At 46.4% G+C, this 22,191-nt stretch carries 16 protein-coding genes; 9 read left to right on the top strand and 7 right to left on the bottom strand.

Annotation, left to right across the window (positions count from 1 at the left end; all coding sequences use genetic code 11):
• Window positions 1-85: 85 nt before the first annotated feature.
• The 3 genes from SSED_RS05825 to rppH all read right to left on the bottom strand — a co-directional run bounded on the left by SSED_RS05825 (window position 86) and on the right by rppH (window position 3,821).
• Window positions 86-829 (bottom strand): sulfite exporter TauE/SafE family protein, encoded by a 744-nt coding sequence (locus tag SSED_RS05825; RefSeq protein ID WP_398355941.1) that lies wholly within the window; start codon window positions 827-829, stop codon window positions 86-88.
• 166 nt (window positions 830-995) lie between these two features.
• A complete protein-coding gene (gene ptsP, locus SSED_RS05820) occupies window positions 996-3,230 on the bottom strand; it encodes a phosphoenolpyruvate--protein phosphotransferase (RefSeq protein ID WP_012141480.1) in 2,235 nt (744 codons plus the stop codon).
• Window positions 3,231-3,302: 72 nt separating this feature from the next.
• Window positions 3,303-3,821 (bottom strand): RNA pyrophosphohydrolase, encoded by a 519-nt coding sequence (gene rppH / locus SSED_RS05815; RefSeq protein ID WP_012141479.1) that lies wholly within the window; start codon window positions 3,819-3,821, stop codon window positions 3,303-3,305.
• 693 nt (window positions 3,822-4,514) lie between these two features.
• Between rppH and mutH the strand changes: the two genes are divergently transcribed.
• Together mutH and SSED_RS05805 are read left to right on the top strand one after the other, a co-directional pair.
• Entirely contained in the window at window positions 4,515-5,189 is a 675-nt protein-coding gene (gene mutH / locus SSED_RS05810; RefSeq protein ID WP_012141478.1) for a DNA mismatch repair endonuclease MutH, read from the top strand.
• A 293-nt stretch (window positions 5,190-5,482) separates the two neighbouring features.
• The gene (locus SSED_RS05805; protein WP_012141477.1) at window positions 5,483-6,556 is read left to right on the top strand and encodes an adenylate/guanylate cyclase domain-containing protein; all 1,074 of its coding nucleotides are present in this window, start codon (window positions 5,483-5,485) and stop codon (window positions 6,554-6,556) included.
• A gap of 105 nt (window positions 6,557-6,661) precedes the next feature.
• On the opposite strand, the gene oxyR is transcribed toward SSED_RS05805, so the two are convergent.
• The 3 genes from oxyR to mnmL all read right to left on the bottom strand — a co-directional run bounded on the left by oxyR (window position 6,662) and on the right by mnmL (window position 9,347).
• Window positions 6,662-7,573 (bottom strand): hydrogen peroxide-inducible genes transcriptional activator OxyR, encoded by a 912-nt coding sequence (oxyR, locus tag SSED_RS05800; RefSeq protein ID WP_012141476.1) that lies wholly within the window; start codon window positions 7,571-7,573, stop codon window positions 6,662-6,664.
• A 307-nt stretch (window positions 7,574-7,880) separates the two neighbouring features.
• Window positions 7,881-8,246, bottom strand: coding sequence for an Hpt domain-containing protein (locus SSED_RS05795; RefSeq protein WP_012141475.1), 366 nt, complete (start codon window positions 8,244-8,246; stop codon window positions 7,881-7,883).
• Window positions 8,247-8,420: 174 nt separating this feature from the next.
• On the bottom strand, window positions 8,421-9,347 hold the full coding sequence (gene mnmL, locus SSED_RS05790) for a tRNA modification radical SAM protein MnmL/YtqA (protein ID WP_012141474.1): 927 nt from the start codon (window positions 9,345-9,347) through the stop codon (window positions 8,421-8,423).
• A gap of 510 nt (window positions 9,348-9,857) precedes the next feature.
• On the opposite strand from mnmL, the gene gltB reads away from it, so the two are divergent.
• The 5 genes from gltB to SSED_RS24815 all read left to right on the top strand — a co-directional run bounded on the left by gltB (window position 9,858) and on the right by SSED_RS24815 (window position 18,359).
• A complete protein-coding gene (gene gltB, locus SSED_RS05785; RefSeq protein WP_012141473.1) occupies window positions 9,858-14,306 on the top strand; it encodes a glutamate synthase large subunit in 4,449 nt (1,482 codons plus the stop codon).
• A gap of 6 nt (window positions 14,307-14,312) precedes the next feature.
• Window positions 14,313-15,722: a glutamate synthase small subunit GltD family protein gene (locus SSED_RS05780; RefSeq protein ID WP_012141472.1), complete on the top strand. Its 1,410-nt coding sequence runs from the start codon at window positions 14,313-14,315 to the stop codon at window positions 15,720-15,722.
• Window positions 15,723-15,979: 257 nt separating this feature from the next.
• Window positions 15,980-17,191, top strand: a complete 1,212-nt coding sequence (gene rbsK / locus SSED_RS05775) for a ribokinase (RefSeq protein WP_012141471.1) — start codon at window positions 15,980-15,982, stop codon at window positions 17,189-17,191.
• 492 nt (window positions 17,192-17,683) lie between these two features.
• Complete coding sequence (locus SSED_RS05770) at window positions 17,684-18,022, top strand: hypothetical protein (protein WP_012141470.1); 339 nt, start codon at window positions 17,684-17,686, stop codon at window positions 18,020-18,022.
• 160 nt (window positions 18,023-18,182) lie between these two features.
• Complete coding sequence (locus SSED_RS24815; RefSeq protein ID WP_190273195.1) at window positions 18,183-18,359, top strand: hypothetical protein; 177 nt, start codon at window positions 18,183-18,185, stop codon at window positions 18,357-18,359.
• 175 nt (window positions 18,360-18,534) lie between these two features.
• Here SSED_RS24815 and SSED_RS05765 read toward each other — a convergent pair whose 3' ends face one another.
• The gene (locus SSED_RS05765; protein WP_012141469.1) at window positions 18,535-19,509 is read right to left on the bottom strand and encodes a nucleoside hydrolase; all 975 of its coding nucleotides are present in this window, start codon (window positions 19,507-19,509) and stop codon (window positions 18,535-18,537) included.
• A 617-nt stretch (window positions 19,510-20,126) separates the two neighbouring features.
• On the opposite strand from SSED_RS05765, the gene betI reads away from it, so the two are divergent.
• Together betI and betB are read left to right on the top strand one after the other, a co-directional pair.
• A complete protein-coding gene (gene betI / locus SSED_RS05760; protein ID WP_012141468.1) occupies window positions 20,127-20,732 on the top strand; it encodes a transcriptional regulator BetI in 606 nt (201 codons plus the stop codon).
• Window positions 20,723-22,186 carry a betaine-aldehyde dehydrogenase gene (gene betB / locus SSED_RS05755; RefSeq protein WP_012141467.1) on the top strand — a complete coding sequence of 488 codons (1,464 nt, stop codon included), beginning with the start codon at window positions 20,723-20,725 and terminating at the stop codon, window positions 22,184-22,186. The genes betI and betB overlap by 10 nt, the downstream gene beginning before the upstream one ends.
• Window positions 22,187-22,191: the final 5 nt, after the last annotated feature.

The raw sequence follows: 22,191 nt of genomic DNA, 5'->3' as shown, positions 1-22,191 counted from the left end.
TTTCTAAGACCTAATCCCCTTGGATCAGGTTATGAAATCACTATGGTGATTCTCTCACCTTAAATGAACTATCCTCATGATGAAATCAAGCTAAGGCTAACTTGATCCCCGTGAAAATAAGCAGTACGGCAAATATCTTTTTCAAGATAGGCGTAGGCCAATGAGTCGCAGCTCTGACACCAACTGGCGCCATAGTGACAGAGGTGATGATGATCCCCAAAAGCGCCGGCAGATAGACGTAGCCTAATGTCCCAGGTGGTAGATCTGTCACATTCCATCCAGCCAACACATACCCAACACTACCAAACAGAGCGATAAACACACCCGATGCGGCCGAAAAACCGATAGCATTACGCATCTGAAGGCCACACCAGCTTAAAAATGGAACCAAGAGTATACCGCCACCGATCCCCATCAAGGCGGCAAATGAAGCAATGGCAGCAGAGGCGATAAACAGTGTTGAAGCGGCGGGCATCGGCTTTTCTTCGCCAGCGACCCGTAGCGGAAACACCATCTGAACCGCCATTAAAATCACGAATATGGCAAAAGTCTGTTGCAAGGTATCGGCGCTAATCGCGTGTGAGATAAACCCGGAGCAAGAAGCGCCTATAATCAACCCGGGCAACATAGGTTTAAACAGGGGCCATGGAATATTGCCACGTCGATGGTGCGCAAAAGCCGAAGAACAAGAGGTTAAAATAATCGCGGAAAGAGATGTAGCAATGGCCACATGGGGTAAAACTCCCAGTTCAAATCCAGCCGACGGCAACAGGTAAAGAAGTACAGGCACGGCGATAATCCCCCCACCTATGCCTAACAGACCTGCCATAAAGCCTACAAACGCCCCTAAACCCAGGCAGCTAATAAAAAACCAAATTAAATTATCCACGAATAGACCTTTTAACCTACATTGGTGTACATAAAGACAAGCTAAAAACTAAACCACAAAAGACCAAGTTAACGTCGAGTTAATAGCTTAATTGACAGGCATCGCTCTAGTTAAGAATTGCTCCTAACTCTCGAGATTCGAAATATTCCCTGACCAACTCCCTAACCTCTTGCCCCGAAGTTAGCGTCAGGGCCATCTGAAGCAATTCACTGAGATCGGAATGAGACACCCTTCTAAGCAAATAATTGATCCTGGCTAAACTCCCCTGATTCATACTCAGCTGATCGTATCCCATAGCAACGAGTAAGATCACACCGATAGGCTCACCAGCCAACTCACCACACACACTAACGGGAAGATTATATTGCCAACAATCAAACCGTGCGCGTTTCAGCGCCCTTAATATTCCTGGATGGTAGCAATCATACAGGGTGCTCACTCGAGGGTTATTTCTATCCACCGCCAGCAGGTATTGAGTCAGGTCATTAGAGCCTACAGAAACAAAATCAACCCGTCTTGCCACCTCGGCAAGTTGATACAGGAGGGCGGGTACTTCCAGCATAATCCCAAGTTTGGGTCTTACGATATTCTTATTAACATCACTTTTAAGTTCATTATAAGCTTGCTCAAGATAGGCTATAGCCTGATCGATCTCCTCTAGGTTGCTGACCATAGGAAGCAAGATATGCAGCTGCTCTTTTTCATCTCCAGCCTGTATCATCGCCCTGAGCTGTACAAGAAACAGCTCCGGATGATCTAGGGAGAGTCTTATGCCGCGCCAGCCCAGAAAAGGGTTTTCCTCGTTAATAGGAAAATATGACAAGGGCTTGTCACCGCCAACGTCTAAGGTGCGCATGACAACGGGTCTGTCATTCGCAGCTTCCAGCACCTGTTGATAAACTTTTACCTGCTCAGACTCGCTGGGAAACCTTTGATGTAACATGAAAGGAATTTCGGTGCGATATAGACCGACGCCATCTGCGCCATTGGCGATTTCCGATGCCAAACTACTTAATAAACCGGCATTGAGATACAGGTGAATTCTTTTACCGTCCAGAGTTTCTGCCGGAAGATCTAACTCTTGAGCATATTTGTTCTGCAGGGCTTTTTCGGCCGAGATCAGGTTTCGGTATTCGGCAATCAGTGGCGGTGTTGGTGAAACCAGCAGTTGTCCACGATTGGCATTAATGATGAGTAACTTCTTATCTATACCGGCAGAAAGCACCCCTTCGACGCCGATAATCGCCGGCACACCCAGTGCCCTGGCCAGAATTGCGGCATGAGAGTTGACGCCACCGAGCTCGGTGACAATACCGACTAACTTGTGCCTCGGAAACTCGGCAAGCATCGTAGCGTCGGCTTCTTTGGTAACAAGAATAACTGGCACATCGGGCTCTAGCTCCATCCTCTGAGGCTCAATCAGCAGCCTCAGCACCCGCAATCCCAGATCGCGAATATCGCCCGCACGCTCCTTTAGATAAAGATCCTGCATCTGGGTAAACTGTTCAATGTATCTTAGTGAGACTCGACTCACCGCCGATACGGCACACCAGCCTTCACGAACCTCTTTAATGTATTCGCCACCAAGACTGGCATTATCGAGTAGCTGTTGCAGTGCAGAAAATATGGAAACGACTTCGTTATCTTGCTCCTGATCGAAACGTTGTGACAATGAAGTCAGAGTATCTTTACAAGCTTCAATCGCCGAATTCAACCTCGACTCTTCATGGCCAACATCAGAAGTTCGATTTTGAGGTTGCTCCAGTGCAATCTGACCACCGAGTACCAATGCGTGCGCGATGGCAACACCATTAGCAGCCGATGTACCGGTAAAGTGAAGAAGGTCGGGAGAACACTTCACTTCGGCTTTAATCTTCAGGTGCCTTATCGCCATAGCGAGCTGCGCCGCTAAAGTCATCAGAAAAGCCTCTTCACCTTCATCAAATTGACGAGTATCGGCTTGCTGAACGACTAAAACCCCCAGAACATTTTTTTGATATATTATCGGTACAGCCAGAAAAGCTCTAAAGCTCTCCTCTTCGGCTTCAACAAATTTTTTAAATCTAGGGTGTTGGTTAGCGTCCGCCAGATTGATAGGTTCTTCGCGTTCGGCCACCAAACCAACCAAACCTTCAGAAAGGGGCATTCTTACCTGGCCAACGGCATCAGTATCTAAACCATCAGTTGCTGATAATATGAGTTCCTGCCCCTCTAATAGGTAGATAGAGCAGCATTGAGTCGCCATCGCTGATTTAGTTTGAGAAACGAGTAACTCGAGCGAAGAATGGAGATCTTGAGCCGCCGCAACGGCCTGAGTAATATCTCTTAGTGTTTTAAGCACCGACTTAAACCTCCATATTATTAATATATACCCATTATAGACTTCGCGGATCTATGACTTCATATTCGATGACTAACGTCGTCTGCCTCTCCTGCTATGGTGATGTTCCCTAGTTTGAAATGGGAGTGCCGTAGGAGCGAACTCTTTCATCACCTTTCTATAAACATCTCTTTTAAATGACACAACCTGTCGCACCGGATACCAATAACTCACCCAACGCCAGTCATCAAACTCAGGATGACCACAAGCATTCAAATCAATCGCACTCTCATTACTCTTAAGCTGTAACAAAAACCATTTTTGCTTCTGCCCAATACACACAGGCTTACTATCTTGCCTTATTAAACGTTTGGGTAATCTGTAACGTAACCAAGAGCGGGTAGAAGTTAATATCTGAACATGTTCAGGCCTTAATCCAACCTCTTCATACAACTCTCTAAACATCGCCTCTTCAGGTGTTTCGCCTTCATCGACCCCACCCTGAGGAAATTGCCAGGAATGTTGACCAAATCTTCTAGCCCACATAACCTGCCCAAAGCGATTACAGATAATGATGCCCACATTCGCGCGAAAGCCGTCACTATCAATCACATGGACTCCGTCAATTAACCATTTTAATCCAACGATTGTTTCACAAAGCACGCCCGGCGGCAAATGCCGAATAACACAAGAACCTTGGATAAAAAACTAAAACATCAACTTTTATCAACAGAACTAAAAACCAAAAATCGATTATATCCACAAAATCTGTGGATATCTCTGTTCGAAACTTATTTATAGTGGTTGATATGATATTAATTCAGCAGTTTTTATCGAGTCATACCTTCTAACCAAAACCAATGTTCCCACTAAAAAACAAGAGCTTAACTTCGCAACTTAATTGTTATGGTAAACAACACTAATCACGTGAACACTTTTTAACCAGCAAGTATTGTTTGGATAACTCAGAAAATTATTTCAGCAGGTTATTCACAGGCAAAGTCTGAATTTACGTAAATCAAGAAATATATTGCGTAATTCTCTGTTTGACATCTCATTATTTTCGAGTTAGCACGGGAATAAGTGCAAGTTATCCAACAAATCTGTGGATAACTATAGTGGAAAAGCAGGGGGTAAAAAAATACAAGGAACAAAAATCGCTGAAACATTGAAACTTGAATTACGGTTTATGTTTTTTATCAATAACTTAAACCAAGCTTTTCGTGACCATTATCAACAAAGGAGAATGAGCGTGTTTTTTGACCACTAATTGATATCTCAAAAATCTCAGGTAAAATTGGTTTGATGAAAACGACACCAAAACCTCCCCATAGTATCGAAGAGCTAATGCTGCGAGCCAATAACATGGCAGGCCTGACATTGGGTCAACTCGCCGACTCACACGGTTTATCTACCCCAGTCAATTTGAAAAGAGATAAAGGTTGGGTTGGCCAACTCATCGAACATGAACTCGGCGCCATTGCCGGCTCAAGGCCTGAACAGGACTTCCTGCATCTGGGCATCGAGCTTAAAACGATCCCTGTCGATAGTAAGGGAAAGCCAATGGAAACGACCTACGTGACCGTCGCTCCCTTAGTCGACATTCAAGGCTTAACCTGGGAAAACAGCGTGGTGTGCCATAAACTCCAAACTGTTCTTTGGGTGCCGGTACAAGGTGAAAGGCAGATACCTGTGGCTGACAGGCAAATTGGAACACCGATACTCTGGACACCGAACTCAGATGAGATCGCACTTTTAAAGCAGGACTGGGAAGAGATAATGGAATTTATCTCGCTGGGGCAAGTTCAACAGCTGACCGCAAGACATGGAGAAGTGCTTCAACTTAGACCTAAGGGAGCAAACAGTCGCTCCGTCACACAAAGTATTGCTAAGGATGGCTCTACGACTATGACCAATCCAAGGGGGTTCTATCTGAAAACCCAGTTTACACAGGCTATTCTCGCGCGTTTTTTTGGTTAACCCCCTTCGATATTAGTTGATAGTGTCACCTGAAAAATGCTCGGCGATAACAACCCTGCTCACTGAATAAGACTAATTTATATGTTTTTGACTTACCTCTAAGTAGATAGAAAACTAATAATCACTTCATCTAGCCATCTACATGGCTCACATTTTGTAAATTAAGCTTGTTTATGTATATAACTCACTCTCATTTGACAAAGATCACAAATACTAGTGGAAATCATAGGGGGATTTTCTATAAACTACCGCATCCTGAATAAAGAACGAAGCATTAGGATACCCCTGATACAGTGAAAGCACGTATACAAGCAAAAAAACTAATTTTTGCGATTTTCGCTTGGGGAATTGCCATGGCGGCGTTTGTGTTTTTTCGATATGCACAAGCACCCGAACTTCCACAATGGGCAACCGGCAGTGTAGATCTCGCCACACTAGCTATCTATATGGGATTCATCTTCGGTAGTTTACATTGGATGTCTAACCTGATTGCCGACTTTAGCGCGATAAACCGACTTCCCTATATATTCTCTGTTATCTTCAAAGGCCTATTCCTTCTGCTTGGGGCGACCACTCTTGCTTATATAACCCAATTCCTGAATATGTGGGCTATAGAAAATCACATGGCCACCTTGAGGCAGATGTTAACGGCTCATATACTTTACAGTCCGTCATTTCAGGCACTAATTATATACTTAGTTGTAGTTAGAGTGGGTTTAGCCTTCATCGAACAGATGGCGCTGTTAGTAGGACCTCGTGTATTACTCAATATTGGCCTTGGAAAATACCATAAACCGAGATACGAACAGAGGTTATTCCTCTATCTGGATATGGTTGCCTCAACGACCCATGCAGAATCATTAGGCGACTATCGATTCAGCCGTTTAATACAAGATAGTTTCAGCCTTCTTGCCGATACTGTAACTAATAATGAAGCCGAAATTTATCGTTATATGGGCGATGCAGTCTTAATACATTGGCCGCTCGAAGACGGGATCCTTAAAGATAGAAGTTTCAATATCTACTATGAATTCAGTCAGCAACTCAATTGGCAACGTCAGTATTTCGAAGAGCAATATGGTTTTGTTCCTAAGTTCAAAGCCGCTGCTCATTGTGGTCAAGTCGTCGCCGCCGTAGTCGGAGTTCAGAAACAGGAGATTAGTTTCTTCAGTGACGTACTCAACACATTGGCGAGATTACAAGATCAATGCAACCCTCTCGGGCAGAGAATGCTTATCTCTGGCGCACTGGAATCCAGAATTGAGAAAGATAACAGCCTGTATGTTCTAAACAACTTAGGCCCGATTAAGTTGAAGGGGAAACAACATTCGACTGAAGTCTATGGTGTTTCTCCTAAACGCGGATAAAGCCCTTAGCAAGCGATTGGCATAACGGCTTCCAATCGCTTCTGTTTAAGAGAGAATAAAAAAGCTGTCAGTGATCCAATAATTACTGACAGCAACTTTCTTAGGCTACTCTTCCCTTCCTTCCAACAGATTTTGAATCGCTAAACCTAACGTTCTGAAGGTTAAAATACGGCTGGAGGTCTGTCGCCAAACCAGACCAATATCTCTATATGGGGCATCACCCGGAGGTTGCATGACACTTAACTCTGTGTCATTTAATATGCCGGCATCGATGGCCATCTGTGGCAGAAAAGTAGTACCCAACTTGCTATTTACCATCTGCACTAAAGTATGCAGGCTTGTCGCGGCAAATGGATTAACCTTGGCACTATCACCCAGCTGGCAGGCTGTTATTGCATGACCGGTAATACAATGTTCGGCTTGAAGGAGAAAGATACTCTCGTCAGGGAAAGAGTTGAAGTCTAAAGGCTCATGAAGCTCATCCGCTAACTCTTCATGTACCACAAGTTTAAACGGATCGATGCCGACCTTCATGCTGTGATAACCACTCGTGTCGACGGGAAGAGCCAGAAGCAGTAGATCCAACTCCCCTTTACCTAGGGCATCGAGCAGGCGTTCGGTCGTGTCCTCCTTCAAAAAAAGAGTCAGATCCGGATAACTCTTTTGGCAATGTTTGACAACCCGACTCAATAGAAATGGCGCAATAGTAGGAATACAACCCAGACGGATATCCCCGGTCATCGGCTCTCCCTGGTGCTTCACTAACTCGACGAGATCATCGACATCGGTGAGTAACTTTCTCGACCTTTGAACAACTTCTTCACCAATCGCCGTAAAAATGAAGGACTTATGGTCTCGTTCAATTAACTGGTGCCCTAGCTGCTCTTCCAGATTTTGAATGCCACTAGAGAGTGTCGATTGACTCACATGGCATATTTTTGCAGCCCGATTAAAGTTCTGCTCGTGATGTAAGTTAACCAAATAAAAGAGGTTTTTTAAACTAGGCAAGTGTTTCATAAAATCGATTACCAACAGTAATTGTCATCAAAATATTCTATTCAACTCTACCACAAAATGAGGAGGTTAGGATTCGATTAAGAGTTGATAATGTGATATTTGCCTAAATAAAACAATAAACGACGACTCAATGATGGTGAGGATAAAATTCAACACAGAAGACGGTGCACTGGTATTGGAATGAATGGGGGGCAATAAAAAGCGCTAATGAAACTCGGTTTCATTAGCGCTTTATCACTTCTCTTTACTTCTCATTCTCTAGTAAAAAATCTAGCAAGAAATATAGAAGAGAATATGGGATCAGGCTTTAAACTTTAGATTCAAGATATTGCTTAAGTTCGGCCAAATCTTGATTCGCGTTATCAACAATAGCTTGTAACCAAGTATCGTGCTCGCTTGCCCAGGCAGCATCTTCACCGTGCTGAAGAAGTTGAGCAAATTGTTGAATTCGCTTCAGACCAACAGAACCTGCGGCACCTTTAAACTTATGAGCCTCGGAGCATAAAGTATCTTTGTCTTGAGCTTCCTTAGCATTAACTAAGTTTCCTACATATTCCGGCATTAGCTGCTCAAATAAGACGACACTCTTTAGCAAAGTGCCCGCACCAATAGCACTGCAGTACTGCTCTAGTGTATTAAGATCCAATATTGATTCAATCTCAGCTGTGGCCATATTAAGGCACCTCTCAAAAATTTTGACTGTTTAAAGACTAATTTACCACATAATACCCGCTATAATTGCTGGCGCAACTAATTGAGCAATATGTCAGTGAAAACCATCATTTTTTAACCATCTTTTAACTAATGTTTAATCAAATCTGCTATTTAATTAGCCTAATTGAATACCTTATTCAACTTTTAGCTTAGAAATCAAATAGCTTCCTTGCTCACCCTTGGCTTTCAGATCATTCACAATGGCTACAAGGCCATTCCAGCGAAAGGCACACCAATCGGGAGCAAGTAACATAGGCTTCTTTGCATAGGCTGTTACCCTATGAAAAATAATATCTTTTGGAGTGTGACGGATCATCTCACCAACGCTGTAAGCATACTCTTCCACCGTTAGCAGTTTCATCCTGTCGTTGCGCCATGCTTTTGCCATGGTACTGCCTTCGACAATATGCAGCGGATGCAGCTTTAACCCATCTACGCCTGCCGCCAAAACGGCGTTTAAACTATTCAGGTAATCCTGATGCTCTTCGTCGGGTAGGCCAAGAATAAGATGAGTACAGACCTTAATACCACGTGCGCGAGCTCGCGTGACGGTATCAATATAATCAGCCATGAGATGGCCTCTATTGATACGTTTAAGTGTTTTGTCTTTTGCCGATTGCAGGCCAAGCTCCAACCACACCTCTATGCCTCTGTCTTGATATGATGCCAGTAACTCAATCACATCATCGGAAACACAGTCCGGCCTGGTGCCTACACAAAGTCCTACGATGTCAGGATCTTTAATCGCTTCATCGTATTTAGTTTTCAATACTCGGTATTCATCGTAGGTACTGGTATACGCTTGAAAATAAGCGATATATTTAGAAGATCTTCCTGCAACCCTTTCTCGGCCTTGATCAAGCTGCTCTTGAATTGATAGCTCAGTGCCATGTTCGTGGTTAAAAGAGGCAACATTACAATAGGTACAGCCCCCCTTGCCCAAGGTGCCATCTCTGTTTGGACAGGTAAACTTGGCATCTATGGTTAACTTTCTTAGTCTTTCACCAAATTGATTCTTACAAAAAACACCAAATGTATATACGTACTGATCCAAACCCACAAAGCACTCACTCACACCATTTAATTACACTATTCTAATCTATTTACCATTCGGAAACCTCGAGTCATATCAAAGATTGTGGATTATCTCACCTATACCCGAATAGGAAGAAATAACGTGATCCAGTACTAACTTATAATAAAAACCAAACAAAACTCACTTACAACGCATAACTACTCACACTCTAAATCACAAAAACATTCACTGTACGTGCAAAAAAAATCACTTTCCTAAAAATAAATTAAACATCAAACTTGTTACAACTTCGTAAACTGGCGCGTACCAACTTTCTAAAATTCTTTTTATTCATAACGTTATACAACCAATTTAACAGTTTACGTAAACGTCAACCGCTAAATCTTACGTATTAAACGGCATAAACCACTCAAATTTTATGCAATCTTTTGGTTTGACCTTTTCCCATTCTGGCGGTAATTTGGATCGTTCGGGTGAATATCTATACTAATTAACCCCGAGTAGTATTTAGTTAAAGTTTTAGGGAGTTTTTGTATGAGCTTATATCACCCCAGTTTCGAGCGGGATAATTGCGGTTTTGGTCTGATAGCCCAAATGGACGGTGAACCAAGCCATCGAATAGTAAGAACAGCAATACATGGCCTGGATCGCATGAAGCATCGTGGTGGCATCGCCGCCGATGGGCGTACGGGTGACGGCTGCGGTCTGCTTATGCAACTTCCGATAAAATTCTTCGAAGCCATTGCAGCCGAAAACGATTGGCACCTGAGCCGTAAATTTGCTGTCGGTATGTTTTTCCTCAGCCAGGATGAGCAACTCGCCAATGAAGCTAAACTCTTATTAGAACGAGAATTAGAAAAAGAGACCCTAAGCGTTGCAGGATGGAGAAAGGTACCCGTTAATCCCGATGTACTTGGACCGATAGGAAAGAAGAGTCAGCCACAGATTTTTCAGGTACTCATTAATGCTCCCATTGGCTGGCGAGAGAAAGATCTCGAACGTCGCCTCTATATGGCCAGACGCCGTTTAGAGCAACAACTGCCCCATGATAAAGATTTTTATGTTGCCAGCTTATCTGGACAGGTCATTGTCTATAAAGGCTTAATGATGCCTGTCGACCTCCCCGAATTCTATCTGGATCTTGCCGATATCAGGCTCCAGAGCTCTATCTGTCTTTTCCATCAAAGATTTTCTACCAATACATCACCTAAGTGGCCACTGGCACAACCCTTCAGATATCTGGCCCATAATGGTGAGATAAACACAATTACAGGTAACAGACAGTGGGCACGTGCTCGTGCATATAAGTTTAACGCCCCTCTACTGCCCGATCTGCAGCAAGCCGCTCCTTTCGTAAACGAAACTGGCTCCGACTCCTCATCACTCGATAACATGCTTGAGATGCTGTTGGCCGGCGGCATGGATCTATATCGAGCCATGCGCCTGTTAATACCACCAGCATGGCAGAGTAATCCGGAGATGGATGAAGAGCTCAAAGCCTTCTACGATTTCAACTCCATGCATATGGAGCCTTGGGACGGACCCGCCGGCATCGTGATGACAAACGGCAGGCATGCGGCCTGCGCTGTCGATCGAAATGGTTTGCGCCCATCGCGCTATGTGATCACCAAAGACAGAATACTCACCCTGGCCTCCGAAGTGGGGATCTGGGATTATGCCCCCGATGAAGTCGTTGAGAAGGGTCGTGTTGGCCCCGGTGAGCTTCTGGTACTCGACACCCTGAACGGTCAGCTCTACTCTTCGTTTGAGATTGATAACGATCTCAAGCGCCGTCACCCATACAAAGAGTGGATGGCCAAAAATAGCCGGACGTTAACCCCGGCCGAAGAGATGCCTAATGAGGAGCAGGGAGTATGTGAATTCACCGACGCTCAACTGCTGCAATATCAGAAGCATTTCGGTTACTCACGTGAAGAGCTCGAGCAAGTTATCTGGGTTCTCGCTCAAAAAGGTGAAGAGGCGACAGGCTCCATGGGTGACGACACCCCTATGGCCGTGCTGTCTAAGAAGTCCCGTACCATCTATGACTATTTCAGACAGAAATTTGCCCAGGTCACTAATCCGCCTATCGATCCACTCAGAGAGAAACATGTAATGTCTCTCTCGACCTGTGTCGGGCGCGAGCAGAATCTATTCAATGAGACTACGGGTCATGCATATCGGGTTATGTTTAACTCGCCGGTATTGCTTTTTAGCGACTTCAACCAGTTAATGGCACTGGACTCGACCTACTATCGAGCAAATACAGTAGATCTTAACTACGACTTAGACGAAGGGCTTGAAAATGCGGTTAAACGCATCTGTGATGAAGCGGAAAGACTAGCCCGCACAGGCACGACTCTACTGATATTATCAGACAGAGCCACGGCAGATTCTAAGCAAGTAGTCCCTGCGGCCATGGCCGTTGGTGCGGTTCAACATGTTCTGGTCAATAAGAGCCTGCGCTGCGACACCAACATCATAGTAGAAACGGCTTCGGCTCGTGACCCTCATCATTTTGCTGTGTTATTAGGCTTCGGCGCCACGGCGGTCTACCCCTATTTGGCCTATGAGTCCATCTCGGCTCTCGCTAAACTCAATAATGTCTCACAAACGAGTCATCTATTGCTCAACTTCCGCCATGGTATCGACAAGGGCCTGAGAAAGATCATGTCTAAGATGGGGATCAGCACTGTCGGCTCCTATCGATGCTGTCAACAATTTGAGGCTATCGGTCTGGCGTCGAATGTGGTCGATTTGTGCTTCAATGGCGTAGTAAGCCGTATCGAAGGTGCGAGCTTTGAACTACTCGAACAAGATCAGGTACTGCTTCATAAGCACGCATTCAGGGCGCATCAACCATTGAGCCAGGGTGGTTTACTGAAATATGTTGAGGGTGGTGAATACCACTGCTTTAATCCTGATGTCGTCAACACCCTGCAAGCTTGTCTGAAAGAGAGAGATTATCCGGCCTATAAACGATTTACCGAGCTGGTCGATAACAGACCCGTTGCGACACTACGAGATCTCATCGAGATAAATGGGAAATTGGACGCGGTTGAGCTTGATACCGTCGAGTCAGCCGATACGCTCTATCCCAGATTCGATAGCGCAGCCATGAGTATTGGTGCACTGAGCCCCGAAGCCCATGAAGCCCTGGCTGTAGCCATGAACCGCCTGGGAGGCCGCTCCAATTCAGGCGAAGGCGGAGAAGACCCGGCCCGTTTCAACTCAGAACGAAACTCAGCAATTAAACAAATCGCATCAGGCAGATTCGGCGTTACCGCTCACTATCTGATGAACGCCGAAGTTCTGCAGATTAAGGTGGCACAAGGCGCTAAGCCTGGAGAGGGCGGACAACTTCCCGGACATAAGGTCAGCGTTGAAATTGCAGCGCTGCGTAATGCCCGTCCCGGAGTCACGCTGATTTCGCCGCCTCCACATCATGATATCTATTCGATTGAAGATCTGGCGCAGCTTATCTTCGATCTCAAACAGATTAACCCCAAGGCACTCATCTCGGTCAAACTGGTATCTGAACCGGGGGTCGGCACCATAGCAACCGGTGTAGCCAAGGCTTATGCCGATATGATTACCATCTCAGGTTATGATGGTGGTACAGGTGCCAGCCCGATTACATCGGTTAAATATGCCGGTAGCCCGTGGGAGCTGGGCCTTGCAGAGGTTCATCAATCTCTGGTTAAAAATGGCCTTCGCCATAAGATCCGACTTCAGGTCGATGGCGGATTAAAAACCGGTCAAGACGTGATCAAGGCTGCGCTGTTAGGAGCGGAAAGCTTTGGTTTCGGTACGGTTCCGATGATAGCGCTGGGTTGTAAGTACCTGCGAATTTGTCACCTGAACAACTGTGCAACCGGTGTGGCAACTCAAAATGAAAAGCTTAGAAATGAGCACTATCATGGTCTGCCCGAGCGCGTCATGACCTACTTCGAGTTCGTTGCCGAAGAGATCAGAGAGTGGATGGCCGCACTGGGTGTGACACAATTTGAAGATCTCGTGGGTCGAAGCGAATGGTTAGCGGCACTCGATGGCGATACCCTTAAACAACAGGGACTGGATCTCAGCCCGATCTTATACACTCCGAAAATCCGAGAGGGTTCGGCTCGTACCTGGCAGGAGATAAACCCGCCATCGGATCCTGGCAAATTAAACATCAAGATCCTTGAAAAAACCAGAGAGGCTGTAGAACAGGGGCTCTCTATTGATGCAAGGTTTGATATCAACAACACTGACCGCTCGGTTGGCGCAGCACTTTCAGGCTTTATCGCGAAAACAGTGGGCAAGGAGGGTGCTAAGGCTCCCATCAAGCTGAAGTTTAATGGGAGCGCCGGACAAAGCTTCGGTGTATGGAACAGCCCCGGCCTCGAGCTTACCCTCTGTGGTGATGGCAACGACTATGTCGGTAAAGGCATGTCTGGCGGTAAGATCACCATCCATCCTCCATTGGGCAGCACCTTCCAGAGCGAACGCTCCTCCATTATCGGCAATACCTGCCTCTACGGAGCATCGGGCGGTAAGATGTTCGCAGCCGGCATCGCCGGTGAACGCTTCGGAGTAAGAAACTCGGGAGCAACAGCAGTTGTTGAAGGACTCGGCGACAACGGTTGTGAATATATGACCGGTGGTATTGTCCTCGTTCTGGGTAAAACCGGCGTTAACTTTGGTGCAGGTATGACTGGTGGTTTTGCCTATGTGTTTGACCGATTCGGACGATTCAATCGCCGGGTCAATACTGAACTGGTGGATACTCAGAAGTTAGAGTCCCCCATACATCAGCAGCACCTGAAAGCCTTGATCGAGGAGCATGTTGCCGAAACCGGCAGTGAACACGCCAAGATGCTGTTAACCGATTTTGAATATTGGCTCGACTGCTTCGTATTGGTCAAACCTAAAAGCGTTCCAGTCTCAGATCTACTAAGGCTCGAGCAATCACAACCTGAACTCAAAGTGATAGCGGGGTAAGTACTGATGAGTAATGATTTTCAATTTATAGAAGTCGGTCGTAAAGATCCTGTTAAGCACCCTGCGAAGAAGCGTGCCACGCAGTTTATTGAAATATACCAGCCCTTTGCTCAGACTCAAGTGAATGAACAAGCGGACCGTTGTTTAGATTGTGGTAACCCGTACTGTGAGTGGAAGTGTCCACTACATAACTACATACCAAACTGGTTAAAACTCGCCCAACAGGGTCGCATCTTAGAGGCTGCGGACCTGGTACATGAAACTAACACCCTGCCGGAGATCTGTGGCCGCGTGTGTCCTCAGGACCGCCTCTGCGAAGGCGCCTGTACCCTGAACGATGAATTTGGTGCTGTCACCATAGGTAACGTCGAGAAATATATTACCGATACCGCCATCGCCCAGGGGTGGAAACCAGACCTAAGCCAAGTTACACCGAGAAAAGAGCGTGTCGCTATTGTTGGAGCCGGCCCCGCGGGACTTGGCTGCGCCGACATATTAGCGCGCAACGGTGTCAGCGCAGTCGTGTTCGATAAAAATCCGCAGATAGGTGGACTGCTTACCTATGGCATTCCCTCATTTAAGCTCGACAAGTCGGTGATGGCGACCCGTCGGAGCGTCCTCGAAGGGATGGGAATAGAGTTCAAATTAGGTAGCGCGATAGGTAAAGATCTCCCATTCGATGACTTACTTAATGAGTACGATGCCGTCTTCCTCGGCATGGGGACTTATACCGCAATGAAGGCCCGATTACCCGGCGAAGACGCTCAAGGTGTCTATCAGGCCCTGCCCTACCTCATCGGTAATACTCACCACATCATGGGGACTACAGATGAAGAGTCCCCCTATCTCAACCTTAAAGGTAAGAAGGTCGTGGTCCTCGGGGGTGGTGACACCGCCATGGATTGTGTTCGCACCGCCATACGTCAAGGTGCTAAAGAGGTCACTTGTGCCTACCGCCGCGACGAAGAGAACATGCCCGGTTCACGCCGTGAAGTACAAAATGCGAAAGAGGAAGGTGTTCAGTTTCTATTTAACAGACAGCCTGTCGCAATTAAGACTCAAGACGGTCAAGTTAGTGGCATACAGTGCGTAGAAACACAGATGGGCGCCGCCGACGATAGCGGACGTCGCCGTGCTGAGGTTATCGAGGGCAGCGAAGCCCTGCTCGATGCCGACGCCATCATAATCGCATTCGGCTTCCAACCCAGCCCGGCAGATTGGCTTAAAGACCATAATGTCGACCTGGATGAGTGGGGACGCGTTATTGCACCTAAAGCGAGTGATAACCCATTTCAAACCACCAATCCAAAGGTTTTTGCCGGCGGCGACATGGTAAGAGGTTCAGATCTCGTGGTTACCGCCATCGCCGAAGGACGCGATGCCGCACTGGGCATACTCAACTATTTCGAAGATTAGTTTCGAAGCTAAATTTAGAAGATTAATTTCGAGAATAGTTCTACAACCCTTTTACTTGTGATTTTAGCGCATCGAACGATGCGCCTTTTTTTTGCCTGTAAATATTGATAATACCAATCGGTATAAGCCCACTGAATGCAAACTGCTAAACAGAAGAAAGGAATTGCATGATAAAACGAACCAAGTGGTGCGTTTTACATGCTAAGCTTTCATCTTAATCACAGCCACAGCGAAACTCTACACGTATATTCGATCCTATGAACAAACTAAGCCGAAATGAAAGACTGACAGTTATCTTAAAGCTGCTCAGCGAACATAAAACCTTATCAAATGCGCAATTAGCCAAGTTGCTTCAGGTGACGCCAAAGACCATTCGTTGTGATCTGGTGCATCTGGAACAGGAAAAGCAAGTGATAAGGACTCATGGCGGTGTACAAGGTTCTGCTGAATTCGATGCCGATAAATATTGTCTGGATAGCTTACTGTCTCAGTTAACTGCCAGCAGCTCTTTATCAAATCTTATGACCCAGAGCCTCATAAACGATGGGGTCAGCAAGATGAAAAATAAGATTTTTATACTCGGTTCCTTTAACGTCGACATCGTCGCCAAATTGGAGCGTTTCCCGCAGCCCGGCGAGACACTGCATTCGCTGAGTAATAATATCGGCGCGGGCGGCAAGGGAGCAAACCAGGCCTATGCAGCGGCTAAGTCCGGGGCTAACGTCACCTTCATGACTAAGATAGGCAAAGATCAATTCAGCCACTTTGCCAAAGAACACCTCGCCGGCACAGGAATAGATAATACGATTATCGTGGAATCTGAGACCTCGCCGACGGGGAATGCACTTATCTATGTCTGTGAACAGACAGGCGAAAATATGATAGCCGTGCATTCGGGTGCCAACACCGAAATCACTCAAGATGAGATCTTACAAGCCGAGCAACATATTGTCGGCGCAAATCTATTTCTGACACAACTCGAGAACAATATCGACGCCATCAAGCAATCCATGATGATAGCCCGTAACCATGGGGTGAAAGTGGTGCTCAATCCAGCGCCTTATCATGATGAGACACCAGAGCTGTTAGAGTTTGTGGATGTTATCACGCCAAACGAGACCGAAGCCTCGTTAATGACTGGGATCGAGGTCACCGATCTAAGCAGCGCCAAACAGGCAGCCGAGAAGATCAACCAGATGGGCGTTAATACCGTGGTCATCACCCGTGGCTCCCAAGGCGTTCTTCTGTATGAAAATGAGCGCTTCATCGAGATTGCAGCTATAAAATGTGCCGTCACCGATACCACAGGTGCTGGTGATGCCTTTAACGGCGCTCTGGTCGCCCGACTCGTCAAGGGGGAAACCCTCCACGACGCCGGTAAATACGCCAACGCATACGCATCGCTGGCCGTCGAACGTGAAGGTGCGGCCAATATGCCCGATGCGGCACTGGTTGCCTCACGACTGTAGGCCGGTCTACATAGTATTACAGGCAGTGTTATGGCACTCAGCTATAACACTGCCGCACTCTCACCAAAGATTTGGTTACTTGTCCGATAACAAGTTTCAAATATCTTTTTAGATTGGGTTCATTGGGCAGGTTTTGCTATTTGGTTATTTTGTTCGTAACCAAAGCTTCATTGGTGTTTATTGCTTGCAGCAGGCTTTAGTGCAAGTAATCTCTCGGTACGCTGTGAATATATCCCTATACGCTCTGCGGTTTCATCCATGAAACCGAAGCCCTCGAGCTCACTTGCACCAGAGTTATCTCTCTCTTCGATTGAGCATTATCACATTGAGCATTATCAGATTACTAACTCGTTTTTGGACAAAAACGTGTTTCAAGTTGGCCTAGTGAATGTCCGGAAATGGCACAGAATTACCGCCTTTAGCAACTAAATCTCTACTACGTTCTCCTCTGATAGTGATAAAATCTCCGCATCAGAATTACCGAGAAACTCTATGTTTATCCATAATGTTAACGGCATCGACTGGCTGGTGATTACAGCTTTTGAAGAACTGAAAACTATATTTATCGAAGAAGCCGGTGCGATTCCCTTTTGCTTCTCTACCGCCAGCGAATTGAACCTGATTGATCAAGCCAAGCGTACTTATGGATATTTGCCTACTCTAAGCGGCGTAATCACCGATACCGGCACTTTTCAAAGCCAGGATAACGAAGAAGATTTGAACCCACAGCTTGCCTGTCTAGTTGAGGGGCGTGGTCGGGTGTTTATCTATCACGGCGGCTTTGTGGCTTTTGTGGATGACGAGCAAACCTTTATTACCCGAATGGACTGAAAATTATTCAGTAAGTTAAAATCGGCGAATTGGCACCCCTAGCCGTTCATCCGCAAGCGTTTCGTTTATTAACAGGGTGCGAATTGAATGGAGCCGGATCCTAGCTTCAATAAGAAAAGCAATGCTGCGGTTAACTGGAGAGCTGTATCCCTAGCAAGGAATGGGGCAGAAGTTAGTTACGAAGCCTAGCAATAAAGCCTTAATCGAAGAGAGAAAATCATCCAGTGTAGATGCAGCTGCGAGCTTCGATGACAAGGATGTCATCGCAGAGCACACAGGGATGTGCTTGCTGCGACTCGCAGAAGTATCTGCACATGCCCCGCCGGGCAGGCGTTAGATAAACATGAAGGTACGACCTTCAAGCACACACTCCAAAAACAATGAACCAAAAGAGAAAATGTAACCAGCCTTCATTCGAAGGCTGGCAATAAAAAGGCGTAGTGGAAAACACTACGCCTCAGACAATTTAAGATACTGATTACATCGATTCGATATCGATGTAATTCATGCCGTTAACTCATTTTGCGGCCATAATCTATGATGCTCTGACGATATATCTCAAGCAGCTCGGCATCCTTCACGGCAACTCCCACACGCTGTGGCGTATGCTTCTCCCATTCGTCATGAAGATACGTACGACCATCAAACTTCTGAATTGTCATCCCTTCTGCAGGCCCATCGGTCACCACGCGTACAGGCCCTTCCCTGAGAGTAAACAGTTCAGGCTCTATCACATAAGCAATGGCCGATGGGTCGTGCACATGGCAGGCATCCAGACCAACCTTCTCCTTATAAAATTTAAGATAGAAACGGCTGACATCCCAGATAAATTGGCCGACTTCACCGGCATCAACTCGAAGCTTATCCAGATAATCTCCGGTAAAGAAGCTCTGCTCGGTGACATCCAATCCAATGATAACCACAGGCCAGGAAGCACTGAAAACGATGTCGGCCGCATGGGGATCATCATGAATATTGGCCTCGGCATAGGGAGTCACATTACCGCGGTGATCGTTCACCCCGAATGCACCGCCCATAATGACCACTTCCTTGACCAGATTGACAATTTCCGGCTCGGCCTGCAGAGCTAACGCCAGGTTAGTCAAAGGACCGATAGCCACCAGAGTTATCTCTTTGGGCTCGGCTTTGACGGCATCGATAATATATTGATACGCAGGCCTGGCATCTGCCTCACCTTCGACCTCGGCGGGGACCTCAACATCACCGAAACCACTCTCTCCATGCACCACAACGGTTGGGCCAACCGGCGGCCTGACGATAGGTTTACTCGCTCCCTGAGCGACATCGGCCTGTAGCTGATATTTCTGTTTCAGATAAAGTGCATTATGGGTGGCGCCCTCTATGGTCACATTACCGTAAATAGTGGTGATCGCCTTTAGCTCGATCTCAGGGTGTGCCTCTGCGAACAGGATCGCCATTACATCATCAATACCCGGATCTGTGTCTAATATGATTTTTTTTGTCATTGAATTTATCGTCCTGTTATCTGGTATGCGATATCTGCTAGTTTCACTCTTTTCTCCCGGCGTAGGGCTCAAGGGAATCAGATAATGAAATAATTGAAAGTTTAACAGCTTAACTAATATACGAGAAGACTCGAGCGGTGAGTGTGATAGGTGCTCAAACTTGTACAAAAAAAAGAACAAATCAGTTCGTTTAAACAGAGCCTCCAGGTATAGAGTTCCTCGATGCCTGAAGAGATAAAGGGCTCCCAACACATAAGAGATCTCCTGAAGTGAAATGAGATTTCAGGATCACAGATATAAGAAAGATCTCCACATTCCGATTCGCTCCAAATTAAAGATTACAGTTGAAACTAATTTTTGATGAAAATTTATTTAGCTCAAATTCACCTCGCTTGAGCAATATTAAGCCATGCTTTTTGTTCATTAAAAAACAGTTACTTGCAACACAAAACATCCCAACACAAATCATCAAAATAAATCTGTGATGCAAGTCGCAATCCTGAATAAAGGTTGATAGTTACAACTCTAACCATTAGAGTTGTTGTTAATTGAACGTTCAATTAACAAATGAACTAACAAAAACAGTAACAATAATAGCACTCAGGATTTAACCCTTTATGCCGCGCCCGCCAATGAAAGCCGTCAGACAACAACAGCTAATCGATGCAACCTTGGTCTCTGTTGAACGTCATGGTCTACACAATACAACGATCAACACCATCAGTGGCTTGGCAGGATTATCATCAGGGCTAATCAGCCATTACTTCGGCGGTAAACAAGGCTTAATTGAAGCGACACAAAAATACCTGCTAGACCAACTCAAACAAGCGTTATTGAGTCGTACAGTGGGCAAAACCATGCTCCCGCTTGAGAGATTACATGCCATTGTTGATGCCAACTTTACCGAGCTGCAGCGCTCAAGACCGGCAACAAAAACCTGGCTGAGCTTCTGGTCACAAGCCATGCATGAGCAAGGACTTGCCAGATTACAGCATATCAATAGTCAACGATTGTATAGCAACCTTTTGTTCTCTTTTAAAAAATTACTTCCCCAAGCCCAAGCCATCACCGCAGCTAAGCAGACTGCTGCGATGATCGATGGCTTTTGGCTACGCAGTGCATTAAGCCCTGCACCAGAAAAAGAGTTCGAACAGGCCCAAATTTTATGTAAAGCCTTCATCGAGGCAGTGATCATGCAGTACGGAGAAAATCGATGTCGTTAGTTGTTTATCAAAATTATGTCCATGGACAGTCTCTCTCCAACGACACAGGTGAAACCTTTGAAGTCATTAACCCCGCTACCGGAAAAGTCAGCTATTTAGTCGAGAGCGCCGATGCGAGCATTCAGAAAGCGGCCATAGCAAGTGCCAAGAGAGGTTTTGCCGTCTGGTCAAAAATGACCGCGATGGAACGCAGTCGCATCCTATTAAAAGCCGTCGCACTCCTCCGTGAGCAAAATGACGAGCTCGCCGCTATCGAGGTGCAAGATACAGGCAAACCTTGGCAGGAAGCCTCCGTGGTCGATGTCGTTACCGGCGCAGACTCCATTGAGTTTTTCGCAGGCCTTGCCCCGAGTATCGAAGGCAACCAGCAACAAGTTGGCGATGATTTCTATTACACCCGCCGCGAGCCGCTGGGTATTTGCGCTGGCATCGGTGCATGGAACTACCCGCTACAGATCGCCTGTTGGAAATCTGCACCTGCATTAGCCTGCGGTAACGTGATGATCTTTAAACCATCGGAAGAGACGCCACTCGGCGCCATAAAACTGGCCGAAATATTGACTCAAGCAGGTGTGCCCGATGGCGTCTTTAATGTCGTCCAGGGAGATGGCCGTGTTGGCGCCTGGCTGACCACCCATGATGATATCGCTAAAGTCTCATTCACCGGTGAAGTGGGTACGGGCAAGAAAGTGATGGCCGCCGCTGCGGGCTCACTGAAAGAGGTCACCATGGAGCTCGGCGGTAAGTCACCGCTGATCATCTTCAACGATGCCGATATCGACAATGCGGTTTCTGCGGCCATGCTGGCTAACTTCTACACCCAGGGCGAAGTCTGCACCAACGGTACCCGCGTATTCGTACAACAAGATATCTATCCGCAGTTTATTGAAAAACTGCTGCAGCGCACCCGAGACAACATAGTCTGCGGCGATCCTATGGCTCCGGAGACTAACTTCGGTGCTCTAATCTCAAAGGCACACCGAGACAAAGTCCTGAGTTACATCGAGATAGGTAAAAAAGAGGGCGCGGAGCTGCTCGCTGGCGGTCATGCACTTTCGCCTGATAATGCCCCCAATGGCTTCTTCGTCGCACCGACCATCTTTGGTAACTGCACCGATAAGATGACATTGAGCCAAGAGGAGATCTTTGGCCCTGTGATGTCACTATTGACCTTCACCGACGAAGAGGAAGTGATCCGCCGCGCCAACGATACTCGTTTAGGCTTAGCCGCAGGCGTATTTACCCAAGACATTACTCGCGCCCATCGCGTAATTCATCAAATGCAAGCAGGGATATGCTGGATCAATGCCTATGGTGCCTCCCCTGCAGAGATGCCGGTTGGTGGCTACAAGATGTCAGGCATTGGCCGTGAGAATGGTAGTGAGACCCTAAAAGCATACACCCAAATCAAAGCCGTATACGTTGGTATGCAGCCTCTTGAAAGTCCGTTTTAAGGAGC

It is taken from the genome of Shewanella sediminis HAW-EB3, from assembly GCF_000018025.1.
Taxonomy (GTDB): Bacteria; Pseudomonadota; Gammaproteobacteria; order Enterobacterales; family Shewanellaceae; genus Shewanella; species Shewanella sediminis.
This window is presented reverse-complemented; position numbering and strand designations above follow the sequence as displayed.